Source organism: Streptomyces sp. B1I3, assembly GCF_030816615.1.
Classification (GTDB): domain Bacteria; phylum Actinomycetota; class Actinomycetes; order Streptomycetales; family Streptomycetaceae; genus Streptomyces.
Genome location: NZ_JAUSYD010000001.1, coordinates 787,359 through 802,647, shown reverse-complemented (window position 1 = coordinate 802,647; position 15,289 = coordinate 787,359). Strand labels below are relative to the sequence as shown.

Genomic DNA, 15,289 nt, shown 5'->3' with positions numbered 1-15,289 from the left:
GTGCCCGGAGAACGGCAGGCGCGGCGCAGCCGACGCGTGGACGACGGCGACCCCAACTCTTGGCAGGTACCTGCCTTTCGGCTCCTGCGGGGCCCCATACTCGTCGCGTCCGCCGCCCGCTCCGCCCGACCGCTTCAGGGAGACTCCATGGCACACCTGACCCGTCGCAGAGTCGTCACCACCGCCCTGGCCACCGCCGCCGCGGGTGCCTTCGTCCCCGCCCAGGCCGCCACCGCGGCGCCTGCCCGCCCACGCGGTCCGCGCCCCCTGGCACGTGCCCACGCCCACAACGACTACCTGCACCCGCGCCCCCTCCACGACGCGCTCGCGCACGGGTTCACCAGCGTCGAGGCGGACGTCTTCCTCGTGGACGGCGAACTGCTCGTGGCCCATGAGCCCGCAGGTCTCGACCCCTCCCGCACCCTCACCTCGCTCTACCTCGACCCGCTGCTGGCCCGGACCCGGGCCAACCACGGTCCCGTCCATGCCGGGTACCGCACGCCCCTGCAACTGCTGATCGACATCAAGGCCGACGGCGCCGCCGCCTACCTCGCGCTCGACCGGGTGCTCCTGCGGTACCGCCACATCCTGACCCGCTCCGTCAACGGCAGAGTCCACACGGGGGCGGTCACCCCCGTCATCTCGGGTGACCGCGCCGCCCGCGTCCCGATGGAGGCCCAGCCCGTGCGGTACGCCTTCTACGACGGCAGGCTCGAGGACCTGGGCGCAGCCGCGCCCGCCTCCTTCGCCCCCCTCATCAGCGGCAACTGGACGCAGAGCTTCGGCTGGCTGGGTACGGGCCCCTTCCCCGCCGCGGAGAGGGACCGGCTGCGCGCCCTGGTGACGGCGGCCCACCGGGAGGGCCGGCGTGTCCGCTTCTGGGGCACCCCCGACACGGCCGGACCGGAGCGGGACGCCGTGTGGGCCGAGCTCCTCGCCGCAGGTGTCGACCACCTGAACACCGACGACCTGGCGGGGCTGGAGGCCTTTCTCCGTCGCCGCGACCGGGACGGCCGCGGCGCGTTCTGACCGCCTCCTCGGGCGGGCGCCTGCGACTACCGTGCGTCAACACCCGTTCGGCGGACCCGCCGGTCCGCCGAACGGCTCCTCCACTGCGCCACACTGACGGCCGAAAGCCGCAATCCAGGCGCGGCGGAGGAGGTTGGCCATGGCCATTTCGATCTCATTGGTGCTGCTTCTGCTGGTCCTCGCAGTGATCTTCCTGCGCAACGGCGGACTCAAGCTCTCGCACGCCATCGTCTGCGCCCTCCTCGGCTTCCTGCTGGCGAGTACGAGCATGGCGCCGAGCATCCATGAGGGGATCACCGCCACCGCTGATGTGGTGAGCGGCCTCAGGCCCTGAACCCACGCACCCTCCAGGTGCGGGACAATGGCTGCGATCGTGGCGGAGCGCCGCACGCGACCCGTGAGGGGCGATACCGTCGTCCGCGGACCCGCGCACGCGCTTCGCCGACACGGCCGGGACCCGACCGTTCCTCGCCCCGCACCTGGAGAACGCAGCGATGTCATTCCCGCCACCCGGCCGGCAGTCGGGAGCCGCCCACCACGAGTACTGCAACAACGCGCTCTGCTGCCGCTGTCAGCAACGCCGGTGGACGACGAAGCTGGGCGACGAACGTCTCTGCGGGCCCTGCGCCGCCTGCTGCCGCGACTGCGGCCGGGCCCCCGCGCCCCACCTGGACGGACTCGACGACGGGCTGTGCGCCGATTGCCGTGGCGTGTGCGGCCGCTGCCGCGGGCCGCTGCCCGCCCAGGGGCCGTGCGCCTGCCGCAGGTGGCGGGAGCGAGCGGCCGGGGACCCGGTCAACTACGTCCTGCAGGCCCTGCCCCAGCCCCTCCTCCAGGCGCTCGGCCACCGCATGCCGCGTACGGTCCACGATCTGATCCACCGGGAGCTCGCCCGGCGTACGCCCGACCAGCTGCTGGAACGCCTCGAACGCCGATGGAACGTCCGCTGGTCCCACGCCCTCCACGAGAAGGACGAGGAGGGCCGGCGCCGCTGGGCACCCCAGGAGATCGCCGAGGCACTGGTGGGACCGGGCACCTGCACGCAGCCCCAGTGCGAGGACGGCTACCTGCTCACGTCCGACACCCCCTGCGGCCACTGCCTGCGCCCCACACACCGCTTCGTCACCTCGGTCGCGGACCGCACGGCGACGACGGAGCACGCGAGGGCCGCGGCCGCCGGGATCCGGCGGGCGCTCGTGGAGGGCCGTTCCGTCAAGCCGGGTGGCAGACGACCGCAGCGCTGACCGCAGGTCGCACCCTTCCGCGGCCCCGGGCTCACCCCTTGTGCAGTGCCGCGCGCACCAGCGCCGCGGCGAGGACGGCAGGGTCATGGCCGTCCGCGAGTTCCGTCAGCCTCTCCGGTGAGGTGGGCAGGCCGAGCCGGTCCGCGCCCTGCAGCGCCTTCGGGTCGAGACGGGGCGCGACCTCGGACCACACGGCCTGCACCTCGCGCAGGAAGATGTCGGCGCCCATCGGGCCCATCCCGGGAAAGCGGCGGAGTCCGGCGCGGAGCGCGTCCACGTCCCCGTCGGCCTCCCGGCGGAGGCGGCGCAGGTCGCCGCCGTACGCGTCGAGCAGCAGCTCCGCGCCCTGCCCCAGCTGGGTCGCCGTCCGCTCGTCGTAGCGGCGGTACCCGCCCTCGCCCAGCGCGTCCACCCGCTGCTGCCACGTCGCGTCGGCCATCCGGCGCGCAGTGCGCATCCCGTGTGCGAACAGTGCCTTCGCCGCGGCCACCGCCACCGACGCCCGGATCCGGGCGCTCAGCAGGTGGCTCAGCACCAGGAGCTGATACAGGGGCTGCGGGGTGTCGCGCAGCCGGATACCCGCCTCCTCCGCGTACGTGGTGCCATGCTGCTCCAGCAACGTGCCGAGCGTTTCCCGGTCACTCATGCGAAGCCGAAGATCCGGGCGATGAAGTATCCGGCGACGACCGCCGAACCGAGCAGCACCAGGACCGCCCAGAACACGGGATGCTCCCAGATCCCACCGTCCGGGCGCTCCATGTGCGCTTCGCTGGTGGACCCCTCCGCGGGGGGAGTCTCGGTCGGGGGTGTCAGTGAGATAGCCATACCTCCACCATCCCTCCGTCCGGCCCTCCCGGCACGTGCTCGATCGTGGCACCCATACATCCGTACGGAGTTTGCGTGTCGAAAGCGTTGCGAGCGCACTGTTCGGGGCACCGTCAAAGAATGCCTGGAGTATCCGCGCCCGCACCCGTCATCAAACTCGTCCGGCGCAGCACCGAGCCGGCCGCTGCGCAGGTGCTGCGGTCGACAGCGGCTGCGGTCATCGCCTTCGCGGTCGCCCAGTTCGTCCTGCCGGCCCCTCATCCCGCCCCCCTGACCGCTCCGCTCACGGCGTTGCTGGTGGTCCAGGTGACCCTCTACGCGACGCTCACCACGGGCATCCGACGGGTCAACGCCGTCGTCGTGGGGGTCCTGATCGCCAGCGGCTTCAGCTCCCTGGTGGGCCTCAGCTGGTGGAGTCTCGGGCTGACGATCTTCACTTCGCTGCTCATCGGACGACTGGTCCGGGTGAACGAGTTCGTGGTGGAGGTGGCGATCAGCGCGATGCTGGTCCTCGGAGTCTCACAGGTCGCCAACACCGCCTGGGAGCGGGTGCTGGAGACCCTGATCGGTGCCGGCGTCGGACTGCTGTTCAACCTCCTGTTCGCGCCGCCCGTGTGGGTGCAGTCGGCGGGTGTCTCCATCAGCGGTCTGGGAGAGCGGATGGGCGACATGTTCAGGGCGCTGGGCGACGAGGTCGGCGGCAATCACCCCGTACCGCAGGCCGCCGCACGCCTGCACGAGGCACGGCGGCTGGACCACGACATCGTCGAGGTCGACGCCTCGCTGCGGCAGGCCGAGGAAAGCCTGATGCTCAACCCGAGGGTCAGACACGGACTTCTTTACCGCGTCGTCCTGCGGACAGGACTCGACACACTGGAGATCTGCGCCGTCGTGCTGCGCGTACTGACGCGCACGGTGACGGACCTGGCGAAGGCGCGCACCGACGAGTCGCTCTTCCCTGAGGACGTGGCCGTCTGCCTCAGAGAGTTGTTCGGTCACATGTCCGATGCCATCGAGGGCTTCGCCGTGATGATCACCACGCCGATCGCAGCCAGCGGGGAGGAGGCCGAGGAGCGGCTCGCCGACGCGCTCGAACGCAGCAGGGCCACGCGTGACCACGTGGCGAACCTGCTGCTCGAGGACGTCCAGGAGCACCCACGGCAGTGGCAGCTGCACGGAGCCCTGCTCGCGGAGGTCGACCGGATCCTCGACGAACTGGACATCGACAAGCGCACGGAACGACTGGCCGAGGAGCTCGACCGCAGGTCGGCGGAGGTGCACGAGCGCCATCCCCGGCTGCGGGCGGCGGCCCGCCGGCTCCGCGGGGCCACGGGCACCGCGGAGCCGGCGGCCGAGGGCTGAAAGGGCTCCGCGCGGGAGCGTCAGGAGGCCGGGCCGTCCTCGGCCTCCGTGTTCTCCTCGCGCTTGACCCGACGGCGGTGGCTGGTGTCGCACCACGGATACATCCGGCTGCGACGGCACGTGCAGACGGCGACGACGAACCGGTCGGAGACGGCCACGCTGCCGTCGGCGCACGTGACTTCCACGGGCCCCTCGACGAGCATGGGGCCCTGGTCCTCGACGGAGATCCTGCGGGGGCGTTCAGGGGTGTTCGGCACGGATGACCACCAGTTCCTCCAGCATGTCGCCCGCCTTCAGCAGGCCCCTGTCCCTCAGCCAGTGCAACCGCGATCTCAGCACGGGCCCCAGCGGCACGAACGCGCGGTCGACGACGCCGGCGTGCAGGCCGGCGTCGGACAGGCGGCGCAGGGTCACGTCGCTGTTGCACAGGCCCGAGTGCACGATCAGAAGGCGGCCGCCCGGACGTAGCGCGGCCGGAGCCGTCTCGCACAGACGATCGAGGATCGCGCGCCCGTCACGTCCGGCGTCCCAGGCCCGGGCGGCTCCGTGCCCCGGAATCCGGCCGAGGGGCGACGGCACATAGGGCGGGTTGCAGATCACCAGGTCGTAGGAGCGGCCGGGGAGCGACGACAGCAGGTCGCTCCGCTGCACGGTGATGTGCCGGCGGCGCAGCAGCGCGTTCAGGCGAGCGGTCAGCACCGCCCGCCAGGAGATGTCCACGGCCGTCACCCGGGCACCCAGCTGCGCCGCGTGCAGGGCGAGGGCGCCACTGCCTGTGCCGAGGTCCAGGACGTCGGTGCCGGGGCCGATCCGCTCCTTGTCCAGGGCCGCCATGAGAAGGCGTGTGTCGTGCTGCGGCGCGTACACGCCGGGAAGCGTCACGATAGGGCGAGCGGGACGGGCGTCCTCGGTCATTTCTGTGGACATCTACGACTCCCTTGCGAACGGGTGCGAACACACGTCTGTTTAAAAGACTCCGCCGGGTAGGCCCCGGCCACCACCTCTGGCGTCACTCGATGTGACCACGAGCAAGTGGGACGAGCCGGGCTCAGTCCTGCCATGCCGCCAGCAGACGGTCCCCGAGCCGGTCCTCCAGCCAGGAGGTCGCGGTGATCCCGAAGGCGATGTCGGCGGCCAGGTGCGGCTCGTCGTCCAGCAGCCCGCCGATCACCTCGCGGCGGACCACCTGCTCGTGGACGGCGTCCGCCTCGACGTGTTCCGTGTAGAAGAACTCCGCGGCGCGGCCCGCGCCCGTACGCTCCATGGCGTGGGCCAGGCGTCGTGAGGCGGGGGACGAGGTGATCTCGACGGCGGCGAAGTGTCCCACGAGCGCACCGCGCAGGCGCCGGTGCAGCCCGAACAGCGACATCTGGTTCACGAGGGCCAGCATCTCGGCGTGGCCCTCGTCCAGATAGCGGCCGTAGGTGGTGTCGAGACCCAGGTCCGTCATGAGATCGGCGAACAACTGTGCGTGGACGCGGTCCGCGCGGCCCGCTCCGAACTCGTCGTACTCGATCGCGGCCATCCCCGCCTTGGCCCGCCCCCGCAGCCGCGGAAGCACCCAGGCATGGGGGTCGGCCTCCTTGAGGTGGTACAGGGAACGCTGTACGGCGTAGTCGCGCAGGTGCCGCAGCTCCCCCCTGTCCTGCAGGAACCAGGAGAGGCCGGTTCCGTGGACCGGCTCCACCAACAGGCCGGCCAGCGCCTCGTCCAGATCGGCCTCACCGGTGGCGTCCCGTCGCAGGGCCGTCAGGAATCGGTCCTCGAGCGCCCCGCGCAGCGCGAGCAGCGCCGGGTCCCACTCGAGCTCCGGCCGGACACCGGCGAACCCCTGGTAGTGCAGCTCGTAGCAGACGTAGAGGGCCAGGTGCAGATCGTCACCGTACGGATCGGCGTCCAGGGCCGCGCCGGGATCCGGCAGCGTGCCCTCGCCGCGCAGATATCGGACCACACCCGCGGAGAGCACACCTCGGGTCCGCGGCAGAGAAGGTCCAGTGCGTTGATCGAACATGGATCCCTCCTGCCCCGTGATGCGGCGAAGTCACACCGGTGATCCTCATCGACTCTACGCCGGGGCGCGGGCCGGAGCTCGTGCACGTCGGCGGGCCTCGTCCGGGCGTGCCGGGCAGCCGGGCCTGGCAGACAATCGACACAGGCGGGTACGGCTGTCCCGCCGGACGCCGAGGTACTCCGGCGCAAGGAGCCAGGATGTGCGCTGACCGGAGCAACCGGGACGGCGAGCCCGCGGAGGCGGACTACGAGGTCGATCAGGAGGTCCAGCACGCCCTGGACCGGCTGACCCTGCTGATCAACGCCGCCGAGGCACTGGGCAGCACCCTGGACGAGGAGGCCGGACTCCGCCGCCTGTGCCGCACGCTCGTCCCCGGGCTCGCCGACTGGTGCGCCGTCGACCTGCTGGACCATGACGGACGACTGCGCCGCGTCGCCGTCCAGCACCGTGACGCCGACCGGATGCCCGCCGGGCTGCTCCACGAGGGGCTGCTCCCCCCGACGGCGGGATCCGCCGCCGCGACGGCACGGGCCCTGCACGGGAACGGTCCCGTACTCCTGACGGAATTCCTCCCGCCCCACCGCGCCGGCGACCTCCTGCACGCCCGGGAACTCGAGATCTTCGGCCGGACGGCCGCCGACACGGCGGTCATCGCCCCACTGCGGGCGCGGCGTCACACCCTGGGCGTCATCACACTCGTACGGACCACGCGGGAGGCCGCGCTCGACAAGGACGTCATCGCCCTGGTGGAGGACCTCGCCCACCGGGTCGCCCTGGCCGTCGACAACTCACGCCTCCACCACGACGCCCAGCACACCGCCGAGCGGCTCCAGCGCTCGCTCCTGCCCGACCTGCCGGCCGGGGGCCCGCTCCAGATCGCGGCCCGCTACCAGTCGGCCGTGGCGACGGCCCAGGTCGGTGGCGACTGGTACGACGCGTTCGTGCTGGCCGAAGGAGCCACGGCGCTCATCATCGGTGACGTGGCGGGCCACGACCTGCGATCCGCGGTCACCATGAGCCAGATGCGCAACATGCTGCGGGGCATCGCCTGCGACCGGAAGGAGCCGCCCGGCAAGATCCTTGCGCGGCTGGACGCCGCCACCGGCATCCTCTACCCGCACCAGACACTCACCTGCATCTACGCCTTGGTCGAGAAGCTCACGGTCACCGACCCGTGGCAGCTGCACTACGCGGTGGCGGGGCACCCGCCACCGCTGCTGGTGACCCGGGAGGGCGAAACGCGCTTCCTGGAGGGTGGCCGCAGCATGATGCTGGGTGTGGATCCGGACGAACACCGCCCGGACGCCACGGACGTGCTCCCGGCGAGTTCGACCGTGCTGCTGTACACCGACGGCCTCGTCGAACGCCGTGACGAAGTCCTGGACCGTGGGCTGGACCGTCTACGACACCGCGCGGCGGCCCTGGCCCGCGAACCCCTGGAAACGTTCTGCGACGAGCTGCTCGGCGGACTCGCCGCAGCCGGCACGGACGACGTCGCCCTTATCGCGGTCCGCGTCGCGGCGCCGCACGCGGGCCCTCCCACCGCCAAGGCCGAGTGAGCGTCGCCGCTTCCCCGCCTACCGGTGCGTCCTGCGCCCCGTCCAGTCCAGCAGCCGCCGCTCCGTCCAGGTGGTGACGACCCGCTCGGCGGGTACCCGGCACTCCTCGGCCCGCGCACAGCCGTACGCCTGCCAGTCCAACTGGCCCGGAGCGTGCGCGTCGGTGTCGATCGAGAACAGGACCCCCGCCGCCACCGCCTGCCTGAGCAGGTCGCGCGGGGGGTCGAGCCGTTCCGGCCGGCAGTTGATCTCCACCGCCGTCCCCGCCTCCGCGCACGCGGCGAACACCTGATCGGCGTCGAACGCCGACTGCGGCCGTGTGCGTCCGGAGAGGAGACGTCCTGTGCAGTGACCCAGGACGTCCGCGTGCGGATTGCGTACGGCCGCGATCATCCGCGCCGTCATCGCCTTCGCGTCCATGCGCAGCTTCGAGTGGACCGAGACGACGACCAGGTCGAGGCGCTCGAGCAGTTCGGGTTCCTGGTCGAGGGAGCCGTCGGCCAGGATGTCGCACTCGATGCCGGTGAGGAGACGGAAGGGCGCCCAGCTCCGGTTGAGCTCCGCGACGACGTCCAGTTGCCGCCTGAGCCGCTCGGGCGACAGACCGTTGGCCACGGTGAGCCGGGGGGAGTGGTCGGTGAGTACCGCCCACTCGTGGCCCAGCTCCGCGGCCGTGCGTCCCATCTCCTCGATGCCGCTGCCGCCGTCGGACCAGTCCGAGTGGACATGGCAGTCACCGCGAAGCGCCGCGCGAAGTGATTCACCCTGTGTCGCCAGGGGCGCCGAGCCCTCTTCCTCGAGCCGTTCGAGGTATCGGGGAGTGTCCCCGGACAGTGACTCCCGGATCACCTGGGCCGTCTTGGGGCCGATGCCGCGCACGGTTTCCAGTGTTCCGCGCGTCACCCGGTCCGTCAGCTCCTGTCCGTCCATGGCCGCGACAGCCTCGGCAGCCGTACGGAACGCCTTCACCCGGTAGGTGGCCGCTTGGGAGCGCTCCAGCAGAAAGGCGATCCGCCGCAGTGCGGTGACCGGCTCCACGTCAGGGCCGATCGGTGTGCTGGGGATGCCCGTGCGTGCGGCGGGCCTGCTTCATCTCCGCCTCGTACAGGTGCTGGCGCCCACCCACGAGTTCTTGCCGCACCCGCTTCTCGACCTCGGCGAACGGCCGGTAGTAGGTGTCGTCGTACGCCTCGATCACCTGAAAGGTCCAACAGCCCGGGAGGACGTTCCGCCCGAGGATCTCCCGCTCCACCAGGTCGGCATGAGCCGCGTGGCCGGCCGTCCGGAGCAGTTCCACCGCCCTGTCCAGAGTCAGGTCCGCGCCCCCGGTCAGCTGGTGGAAACCGTACAGCTGGCCCCTGGCCCGCTCCACCGTCTCCAGCGCCTCGGACAGCGCCCCGAGTGCCTCGACCGTGGTGTCCGTGACCCCGGGCGGGCGCTCGTGCTCGTCATCGCGTGCTCCCACGCCACCGTTTCCGCTCATGACTACGACTGTGCACGCGTCCCGCACCCGGCGTCCTGCCGGAACGCCGAAGGGGTGAGCGGGTCGCTCCGCGCCGGCCCGGCCGGGAGCGGGGCACTCGGCGCCGGCCCGGCCGCTCCGGATGCGCCGCCGGAGATTGTGATCAGACTTGATTCCATGGCAGAGAATCGTCGCGCGCATGCCGATCGGTCCACGAAGACGGCAGCCCCCCGCACCTCGTCAGCACGAGGCCCCGAGCACGCCGCCCGCGCTGCCTGCGAGAGCCTCGAACGCCTGATCTGCCACCCGGCGGAGGGCGTGTCGGCCGTGCGGCGGAACGACGACGGATGGTGCGTCGTCGTGGACGTACTCGAAGTACCTCGCATCCCGGACACCACGAGCCTGATGGCCTCCTACGAGGTGCAGCTCGACGACCGGGGCGCACTCATGGAGTACAGCAGGGTCCGCCGTTATCGGCGGGGTGCCGCCGACGAGTGACCCGTTGTTCCCCCCCACACGGAAGGACGCTCCATGACCACGACCACGTACGCCGACGAAGTCGCGCCGTGCCCGCCCCGTGCCGGCACCCTCTACGACGTCCTGGAACTCATCCTCGACCGGGGCATGGTCATCGACGTGTTCGTCAGGGTCTCCCTGGTCGGCATCGAGATCCTCAAGATAGACGCGCGCATCGTCATCGCGAGTGTGGACACCTACCTGCGCTTCGCGGAGGCGTGCAACCGGCTCGACCTGGAGCGGGACTCGGGTAGCACCACCATCCCCGAACTTCTCGGGGGACGCGCCGCCAAGTCGATCGGCAAGCGCAAGGTGCGCAGGGCCGCCGACTCCGTCGGCGACACCGTGCGCAAGGCGGTGGGGGGCGGCGAGGACGAGTACGACGAGCAGGAGGAGGAGCCGCAGGAGCGGCCCAGGAAACGCCGGGCCCCGGCACGCGACGGCGCGAACAAGCGCCGCCGCGTGGAGGCGTGAGCAGTGGCAGCGGGCGGAGTGTACGTCTACGCGGTCATCCCGACGGGGGAGCCGCTCCCGTCGGACGCAACCGGTGTGGGCGCCCCCCCGGCGGCGCTGCGGCTGCTCGCACAGGGCCCGGTGACCGCCGTCGTGAGTGACGCGCCACCGCAGCTCCGGGCGAGGCGACGCGACCTGTTGGCCCACCAGGACCTGCTGCTGCGTCTCACGGACCGCGGCCCGGTGCTGCCCATGCGCTTCGGCATGGTCGCCCCGGACGAGGACGCGGTGCGCTCGCAGCTGGCCGGGGCGAAGGACGACCACCTCGCCACCCTGCGGCACCTGTCCCGGGGGGTGGAGATCAACCTCAAGGCGCTCCCGGCTCAGGACTCTCTCGCGGTCGTCGTCGCCGAGGAGAAGACGGTACGACGACTGCGCGAGGAAGTGCGCCGACGACCCGGGTACGAGGCGAGCGTGCGGCTCGGCGAGGCCGTGGCCACCGCCCTGTCACGCCGGGCGGCCGACGCGGGGAAGAAGATCCTTCGCACGCTGACCCCCATGGCCCGTGCGGTGGCCACCGGGCCCGAGGTCCACGGATGCGCGCTCAACGTGTCCTTCCTCGTGGACCGCGGCGACAGCGATGACTTCCGGGCGGCGGCGGAGCGGTTCGCCACCGCCCACCGCGACCACGTGGAGCTCCGCGTCGCCGGGCCGCTGCCCTGCTACAGCTTCGTCTCCTCGCGAGCCGCCCGGAAACCGGCAGCGGGGCTCTGACATGGGTCTGTTCAGCGGTCTGCTCCTGCTGCCTCTCGCACCGGTACGCGGTGTGATCTGGGTGGCGGAGAAGGTGAACGAAGCGGCCGACAGGGAGCTGCACGACCCCCATGTGATCCGGGCGCAGCTGGCTGCGCTGAACCAGGAACTCGAGGACGGCAACATCAGCCTGGAGGAGTTCGAACGGGAAGAGGAGGAACTGCTCGACCGGCTGCACGCCGGACGGGTCCGCACCGCGCCGAACCATCGAAGGTGACTCACTCATGGAAGACCAGACAAAGGTGACGCTCGCAGCCGCTGTGGTGGGCGGCTACGTACTCGGCCGTTCGAGGAAGGGTCGCTTGGCCCTGTCCGTCGCGACCTATCTGGCGGGCAGGCGCTTCGGCCTGGAGCCACGCCAGCTCGCTGCCGAAGGCATGCGCAGGCTCGGTGAGATGCCGCAGTTCGCGGAGCTGCAGGACCAGCTGAAGGGCGAGGTCCTCGAATCCGGCCGGAAGGCCCTCACCGCGGCGGCGGACCGGGGCATGAGCTCCCTCGCCGATGCCATCAGCGACCGCACAGCACGACTGGGCGAACGCGGCGGCAAGGACGAGGACGAGGACGAGCAGTTCGACGAGGAGTACGAAGAGGACCAGCCGGACGAGGAGTACGACGAGGACGAAGGCGAACCGGAGGACGAGGAGGAGGAACCGGACGAGGAGGAACCGGACGAGGAGGAACCGGACGAGGAGGAACCGGACGAGGAGGAGCCGGAAGAGGAGGAGGACGAGGACGAGGACGAGGACGAGGACGAACCGGAGGACGAGGAGGAGCCGGAGGAGGAAGAGCCGGAAGAGGAGGAGGACGACGAGGACGAGCACGAGCCCGAGCCGGCTCCTGCGAAGAAGCCGGCTGGGAAGAAGACTCCGGCCAGAAAGGCTCCCGCGAAGAAGGCTCCCGCGAAGAAGGCTCCCGCGAAGAAGGCTGCGGCCAAGAAGGCGGCACCCGCCAGGAAGCCACCGGCCAAGAAGGCCGCACCGGCCAAGAAGTCCGCTGCGAAGAAGGCGGCACCGGCCAAGAAGGCAGCCGCTGAGAAGTCGGCGCCGAGCAAGAAGTCCGCGGCACGGAAGGCGCCTGCCAAGAAGCCGTCTCCGGCCAAGAAGTCGGCGCCGGCCAAGAAGTCGGCAGCCAAGAAGACGACGTCATCGAAGCGCTCCGCGCCCCGGCGCGGCGCACGGCAGAGGTAGGCAGCCATGGCCAGGACGGACAAGGACGGGCCCGAGGCCAAGGAATCGGGCATGGACCGCCTCCGCGAGGAGCTCACCAACTATCTCGGGGCCCAGGCTGGAAAGTTCGCGGAAAAGGCCGGAGACAAACTGTCGGGAGTCACGGGACAGCTCTCCGACATCGCCGAGAACGGGGGCTCACTGCCGGACATCGGCTCTCGCGTCCTCCAGGGCGACTCGCCCGTGAAGGCGATGGTGGCGGGGAAGGCCAAGAGCGTCAAGGACAACGTCGTGGACAAGGCCAAGGACGCGTTCGGCGGCGGTGGGGGAAAGGGCAAGCGCAAGTCCAGCGGCGGCAAATCCATGAACATCATCGAGGTCCTCGATGTGGGAGTGCCCCTGCGTACCGCGTACGACCACTGGACGCAGTACGACAAGTTCAGCAGCTTCGCGAAGGGCGTGCACGACGTCTCGAAGAGCGACGAGATGTCGAGTGACTGGAAGGTGAAGATCGGTCCGTCCTCACGCAGCTTCAAGGCGACGGTGCAGGAGCAGGTGCCGGACGACCGCATCGTGTGGACCTCTGAGGGAGCCAAGGGCTCCACCCGTGGAGCTGTCAGCTTCCACGAACTGGCGCCGAGCCTGACCCGGATCGTTCTGGTGGTGGAGTACTACCCGTCCGGTTTCTTCGAGAAGACCGGCAATCTGTGGCGGGTCCAGGGCCGGCGTATGCGGCTGGACTTCAAACACTTCCAGCGGTTCGTCACGCTCACCGACGAGGAGCCCGAGGGCTGGCGCGGTGAGATCCGCGACGGGGAAGTCGTCGTGTCGCACGAAGACGCCGTGGAGGAAGAGGAAGCGCAGAACGAAAACGACGAGGGCGACGAGGGCGACGAGGGCGACTCGGAGTACGAGGACCAGGAATCCGGCGCAGAGGACGAGGAGGAGGAAGAGCCCGACGAGGACGACGAGGAAGAGGAAGGGGAGGAAGAGGAGCCGGAAGACGACGAGGAGGAGGCCGACGAGGACGGTGAGTGGGAGGACGAAGACGAAGACGGGGACGAAGAAGAGGACGAGGACGAGGACGAAGACGAGGACGAAGACGTCTCCCCGGCGAACCGGCGCGGACGGAGGAGGCGGTGACCGACCTCGACTTCGCAAGGGAGGCCTATCCCGTTCCCGGGCCGCAGAACACCAATCTCGCCGACATCCTCGAACGAGTCCTCGACAAAGGCATCGTCATCGCGGGCGACATCAAGATCGACCTTCTCGACATCGAGCTGCTCACCATTCGGCTCCGACTTTTCGTCGCCTCCGTGGACACGGCCAAGAAGGCAGGCATCGACTGGTGGGAGACGGACCCCGCGCTGAGTTCGCGCGCCGCCCGCGACGCACTCCAGGACGAGAACCGTGAACTGCGTGAGCGTCTCGAGGCGCTCGAGTCGAAGCAGGACGACACGCAGACCGAACGATGAGCAAGGAGAACCGAGCCACATGACGGAGTGGGGACCCGATTCCTCGGACGCCGCCCTGTACGTGTTCGCGGTCTGCGACGCCCCGGACCCGGCACTCTTCGCAGACGTGCCGGGCTTCGCGGTGGGCACGCCGCTGCGAGCACTGCGATGCGGCAGGCTGACAGCGATCGTGCAGACCGTGCCCGCAGCCGACTTCACCGATGAGGCGTGGCAGGTCCGTATGTCAGACCGCAGTGAGCTGGAACGGTACGCGCGCGCCCACCACCACGTCGTGTCGGCCGCCGCCGCCACGTGCCCCACCGTTCCCCTGCCGCTGGCCACCCTCTACCGCGGGGAGGAGCGGGCCCGCCAGGCACTGATCGCCGAGACCACACGGTTCCGGGTCGCGCTGGAGCGTACCGCCGACCACTCGGAGTGGGGTGTCAAGGTGTACGCGGCGACACCGTCCGCGGAGGAACCGCGCCCCCTGCCCGGGACGCCGGCCGGCCGGTCGCGCCCGGCCCCGGGGGCGGGACGCGCGTACCTGGACCGCAAGCGCGGGGTGCAGGCCCGGCGCGAACGCCGGCACGAGGAGTCGCTCCGCGTCGCCGACACGGTGGACGCGGCGTTCCGAAGCGTGGCCGCGGCGGTCCGCGGACTGCGGCTCCACGGTCCCGAGCTCACCGGGAGCAGCCGGCTCCAGGTCCTCAACGCCACCTACCTGGTGGCGGAGCACCGATCCCACGAGCTCGGCCGACTCGCCCGGGAACTGCGCGACAGCACAGGGGCCGAGATCGAACTGTCGGGACCCTGGGTCCCGTACTCCTTCATCGGGGAGGTGTAGGCCCGTGTCGACCGACGTGGTGCCCTGGGACAATCCCGAGCCCTTGGCCGGACCCATCGGCGTGCCGCTCGTCGACCTGCTGGACCGGTTACTGGCGACGGGGGTGGTGATCAGCGGAGACCTCGTGATCGCGATCGCCGACGTTCCACTCGTCCGGCTGTCGCTGCACGCCCTGCTCTCCTCGGTCAACGAGCGTGTACCGGCCCCGTGGGCGGACGGAGGACCGCTGTGACGGACTCGCGACTGGACGTGGACCCCGACCGGTTGGGAAGGGACCTCGTGGCGCTGGTGCTGACGGTGGTGGAACTGCTCCGTCAGCTGATGGAACGCCAGGCCATCCGCCGTATCGACCAGGGGGACCTCACCGACCGCCAGGTGGACGAGATCGGGACGACACTCATGCTCCTCGACGAACGCATGGCGGAACTCTGTGAGCAGCACGGGGTGCGTCCGGAGGACCTCAATCTCGACCTCGGCCCGCTGGGAAGTCTGCTGCCCCGCGACTGACGGCTCACGTGCCTGTGCCCCCCGACTGTGCGCCCACCGGATCA

22 protein-coding genes are annotated in these 15,289 nt (G+C 70.7%); 15 read left to right on the top strand and 7 right to left on the bottom strand.

Annotated features, from left to right (window positions below; genetic code table 11):
• Nucleotides 1-147 precede the first annotated feature (147 nt).
• The 3 genes from QFZ58_RS04065 (at nt 148) to QFZ58_RS04055 (ending at nt 2,273) form a co-directional block, all read left to right on the top strand.
• Nucleotides 148-1,029 (top strand): phosphatidylinositol-specific phospholipase C/glycerophosphodiester phosphodiesterase family protein, encoded by an 882-nt coding sequence (locus tag QFZ58_RS04065; RefSeq protein ID WP_307123509.1) that lies wholly within the window; start codon nt 148-150, stop codon nt 1,027-1,029.
• A gap of 139 nt (nt 1,030-1,168) precedes the next feature.
• Nucleotides 1,169-1,363, top strand: a complete 195-nt coding sequence (locus tag QFZ58_RS04060) for a hypothetical protein (RefSeq protein WP_307123508.1) — start codon at nt 1,169-1,171, stop codon at nt 1,361-1,363.
• Nucleotides 1,364-1,523: 160 nt separating this feature from the next.
• Nucleotides 1,524-2,273, top strand: a complete 750-nt coding sequence (locus QFZ58_RS04055) for a hypothetical protein (protein ID WP_307123507.1) — start codon at nt 1,524-1,526, stop codon at nt 2,271-2,273.
• A 31-nt stretch (nt 2,274-2,304) separates the two neighbouring features.
• Here QFZ58_RS04055 and QFZ58_RS04050 read toward each other — a convergent pair whose 3' ends face one another.
• Together QFZ58_RS04050 and QFZ58_RS04045 are read right to left on the bottom strand one after the other, a co-directional pair.
• A complete protein-coding gene (locus QFZ58_RS04050) occupies nt 2,305-2,919 on the bottom strand; it encodes an endonuclease (RefSeq protein ID WP_307123506.1) in 615 nt (204 codons plus the stop codon).
• Nucleotides 2,916-3,098 carry a DUF6480 family protein gene (locus QFZ58_RS04045; protein ID WP_373428516.1) on the bottom strand — a complete coding sequence of 61 codons (183 nt, stop codon included), beginning with the start codon at nt 3,096-3,098 and terminating at the stop codon, nt 2,916-2,918. The genes QFZ58_RS04050 and QFZ58_RS04045 overlap by 4 nt, the downstream gene beginning before the upstream one ends.
• A 120-nt stretch (nt 3,099-3,218) precedes the next feature.
• Here QFZ58_RS04045 and QFZ58_RS04040 point away from each other — a divergent pair, with 120 nt between their 5' ends.
• Nucleotides 3,219-4,460, top strand: coding sequence for an aromatic acid exporter family protein (locus QFZ58_RS04040; RefSeq protein WP_307123504.1), 1,242 nt, complete (start codon nt 3,219-3,221; stop codon nt 4,458-4,460).
• 20 nt (nt 4,461-4,480) lie between these two features.
• Here the strand turns inward: QFZ58_RS04040 and QFZ58_RS04035 are convergent, their stop codons facing one another.
• From QFZ58_RS04035 to QFZ58_RS04025, 3 genes are all read right to left on the bottom strand, one after another.
• Nucleotides 4,481-4,717 carry a CDGSH iron-sulfur domain-containing protein gene (locus QFZ58_RS04035; RefSeq protein WP_307123503.1) on the bottom strand — a complete coding sequence of 79 codons (237 nt, stop codon included), beginning with the start codon at nt 4,715-4,717 and terminating at the stop codon, nt 4,481-4,483.
• Complete coding sequence (locus QFZ58_RS04030) at nt 4,701-5,387, bottom strand: HemK2/MTQ2 family protein methyltransferase (RefSeq protein ID WP_307123502.1); 687 nt, start codon at nt 5,385-5,387, stop codon at nt 4,701-4,703. Before QFZ58_RS04030 ends, QFZ58_RS04035 begins: the two co-directional genes overlap by 17 nt.
• A 121-nt stretch (nt 5,388-5,508) precedes the next feature.
• Nucleotides 5,509-6,471 (bottom strand): iron-containing redox enzyme family protein, encoded by a 963-nt coding sequence (locus QFZ58_RS04025; protein ID WP_307123501.1) that lies wholly within the window; start codon nt 6,469-6,471, stop codon nt 5,509-5,511.
• A 197-nt stretch (nt 6,472-6,668) separates the two neighbouring features.
• Here QFZ58_RS04025 and QFZ58_RS04020 point away from each other — a divergent pair, with 197 nt between their 5' ends.
• A complete protein-coding gene (locus QFZ58_RS04020) occupies nt 6,669-8,030 on the top strand; it encodes a PP2C family protein-serine/threonine phosphatase (protein WP_307123500.1) in 1,362 nt (453 codons plus the stop codon).
• Nucleotides 8,031-8,048: 18 nt separating this feature from the next.
• Here QFZ58_RS04020 and QFZ58_RS04015 read toward each other — a convergent pair whose 3' ends face one another.
• Nucleotides 8,049-9,068, bottom strand: a complete 1,020-nt coding sequence (locus QFZ58_RS04015; protein WP_307123499.1) for a PHP domain-containing protein — start codon at nt 9,066-9,068, stop codon at nt 8,049-8,051.
• Between the two features lies 1 nt (nt 9,069).
• Nucleotides 9,070-9,513 carry a hypothetical protein gene (locus QFZ58_RS04010; RefSeq protein ID WP_307123498.1) on the bottom strand — a complete coding sequence of 148 codons (444 nt, stop codon included), beginning with the start codon at nt 9,511-9,513 and terminating at the stop codon, nt 9,070-9,072.
• Nucleotides 9,514-9,669: 156 nt separating this feature from the next.
• Here QFZ58_RS04010 and QFZ58_RS04005 point away from each other — a divergent pair, with 156 nt between their 5' ends.
• From QFZ58_RS04005 to QFZ58_RS03960, 10 genes are read left to right on the top strand one after another with little or no spacing between them, the layout of a single operon-like run.
• Entirely contained in the window at nt 9,670-9,990 is a 321-nt protein-coding gene (locus QFZ58_RS04005) for a gas vesicle protein (protein ID WP_307123497.1), read from the top strand.
• A gap of 33 nt (nt 9,991-10,023) precedes the next feature.
• On the top strand, nt 10,024-10,482 hold the full coding sequence (gvpJ, locus tag QFZ58_RS04000; protein ID WP_307123496.1) for a gas vesicle protein GvpJ: 459 nt from the start codon (nt 10,024-10,026) through the stop codon (nt 10,480-10,482).
• Nucleotides 10,483-10,485: 3 nt separating this feature from the next.
• Entirely contained in the window at nt 10,486-11,235 is a 750-nt protein-coding gene (locus tag QFZ58_RS03995) for a GvpL/GvpF family gas vesicle protein (protein ID WP_307123495.1), read from the top strand.
• A 1-nt stretch (nt 11,236) separates the two neighbouring features.
• Entirely contained in the window at nt 11,237-11,491 is a 255-nt protein-coding gene (locus QFZ58_RS03990; RefSeq protein ID WP_307123494.1) for a gas vesicle protein GvpG, read from the top strand.
• Nucleotides 11,492-11,498: 7 nt separating this feature from the next.
• Nucleotides 11,499-12,461 carry a histone protein gene (locus QFZ58_RS03985; protein ID WP_307123493.1) on the top strand — a complete coding sequence of 321 codons (963 nt, stop codon included), beginning with the start codon at nt 11,499-11,501 and terminating at the stop codon, nt 12,459-12,461.
• A gap of 6 nt (nt 12,462-12,467) precedes the next feature.
• The gene (locus QFZ58_RS03980) at nt 12,468-13,583 is read left to right on the top strand and encodes an SRPBCC family protein (protein WP_307123492.1); all 1,116 of its coding nucleotides are present in this window, start codon (nt 12,468-12,470) and stop codon (nt 13,581-13,583) included.
• Nucleotides 13,580-13,915 (top strand): gas vesicle protein, encoded by a 336-nt coding sequence (locus QFZ58_RS03975; RefSeq protein WP_307123491.1) that lies wholly within the window; start codon nt 13,580-13,582, stop codon nt 13,913-13,915. Before QFZ58_RS03980 ends, QFZ58_RS03975 begins: the two co-directional genes overlap by 4 nt.
• A gap of 19 nt (nt 13,916-13,934) precedes the next feature.
• A complete protein-coding gene (locus tag QFZ58_RS03970) occupies nt 13,935-14,738 on the top strand; it encodes a GvpL/GvpF family gas vesicle protein (protein ID WP_307123490.1) in 804 nt (267 codons plus the stop codon).
• A gap of 4 nt (nt 14,739-14,742) precedes the next feature.
• Nucleotides 14,743-14,970, top strand: a complete 228-nt coding sequence (locus tag QFZ58_RS03965) for a gas vesicle protein (RefSeq protein WP_307123489.1) — start codon at nt 14,743-14,745, stop codon at nt 14,968-14,970.
• Nucleotides 14,967-15,245, top strand: a complete 279-nt coding sequence (locus QFZ58_RS03960; protein WP_307123488.1) for a gas vesicle protein K — start codon at nt 14,967-14,969, stop codon at nt 15,243-15,245. The genes QFZ58_RS03965 and QFZ58_RS03960 overlap by 4 nt, the downstream gene beginning before the upstream one ends.
• Nucleotides 15,246-15,289 lie beyond the last annotated feature (44 nt).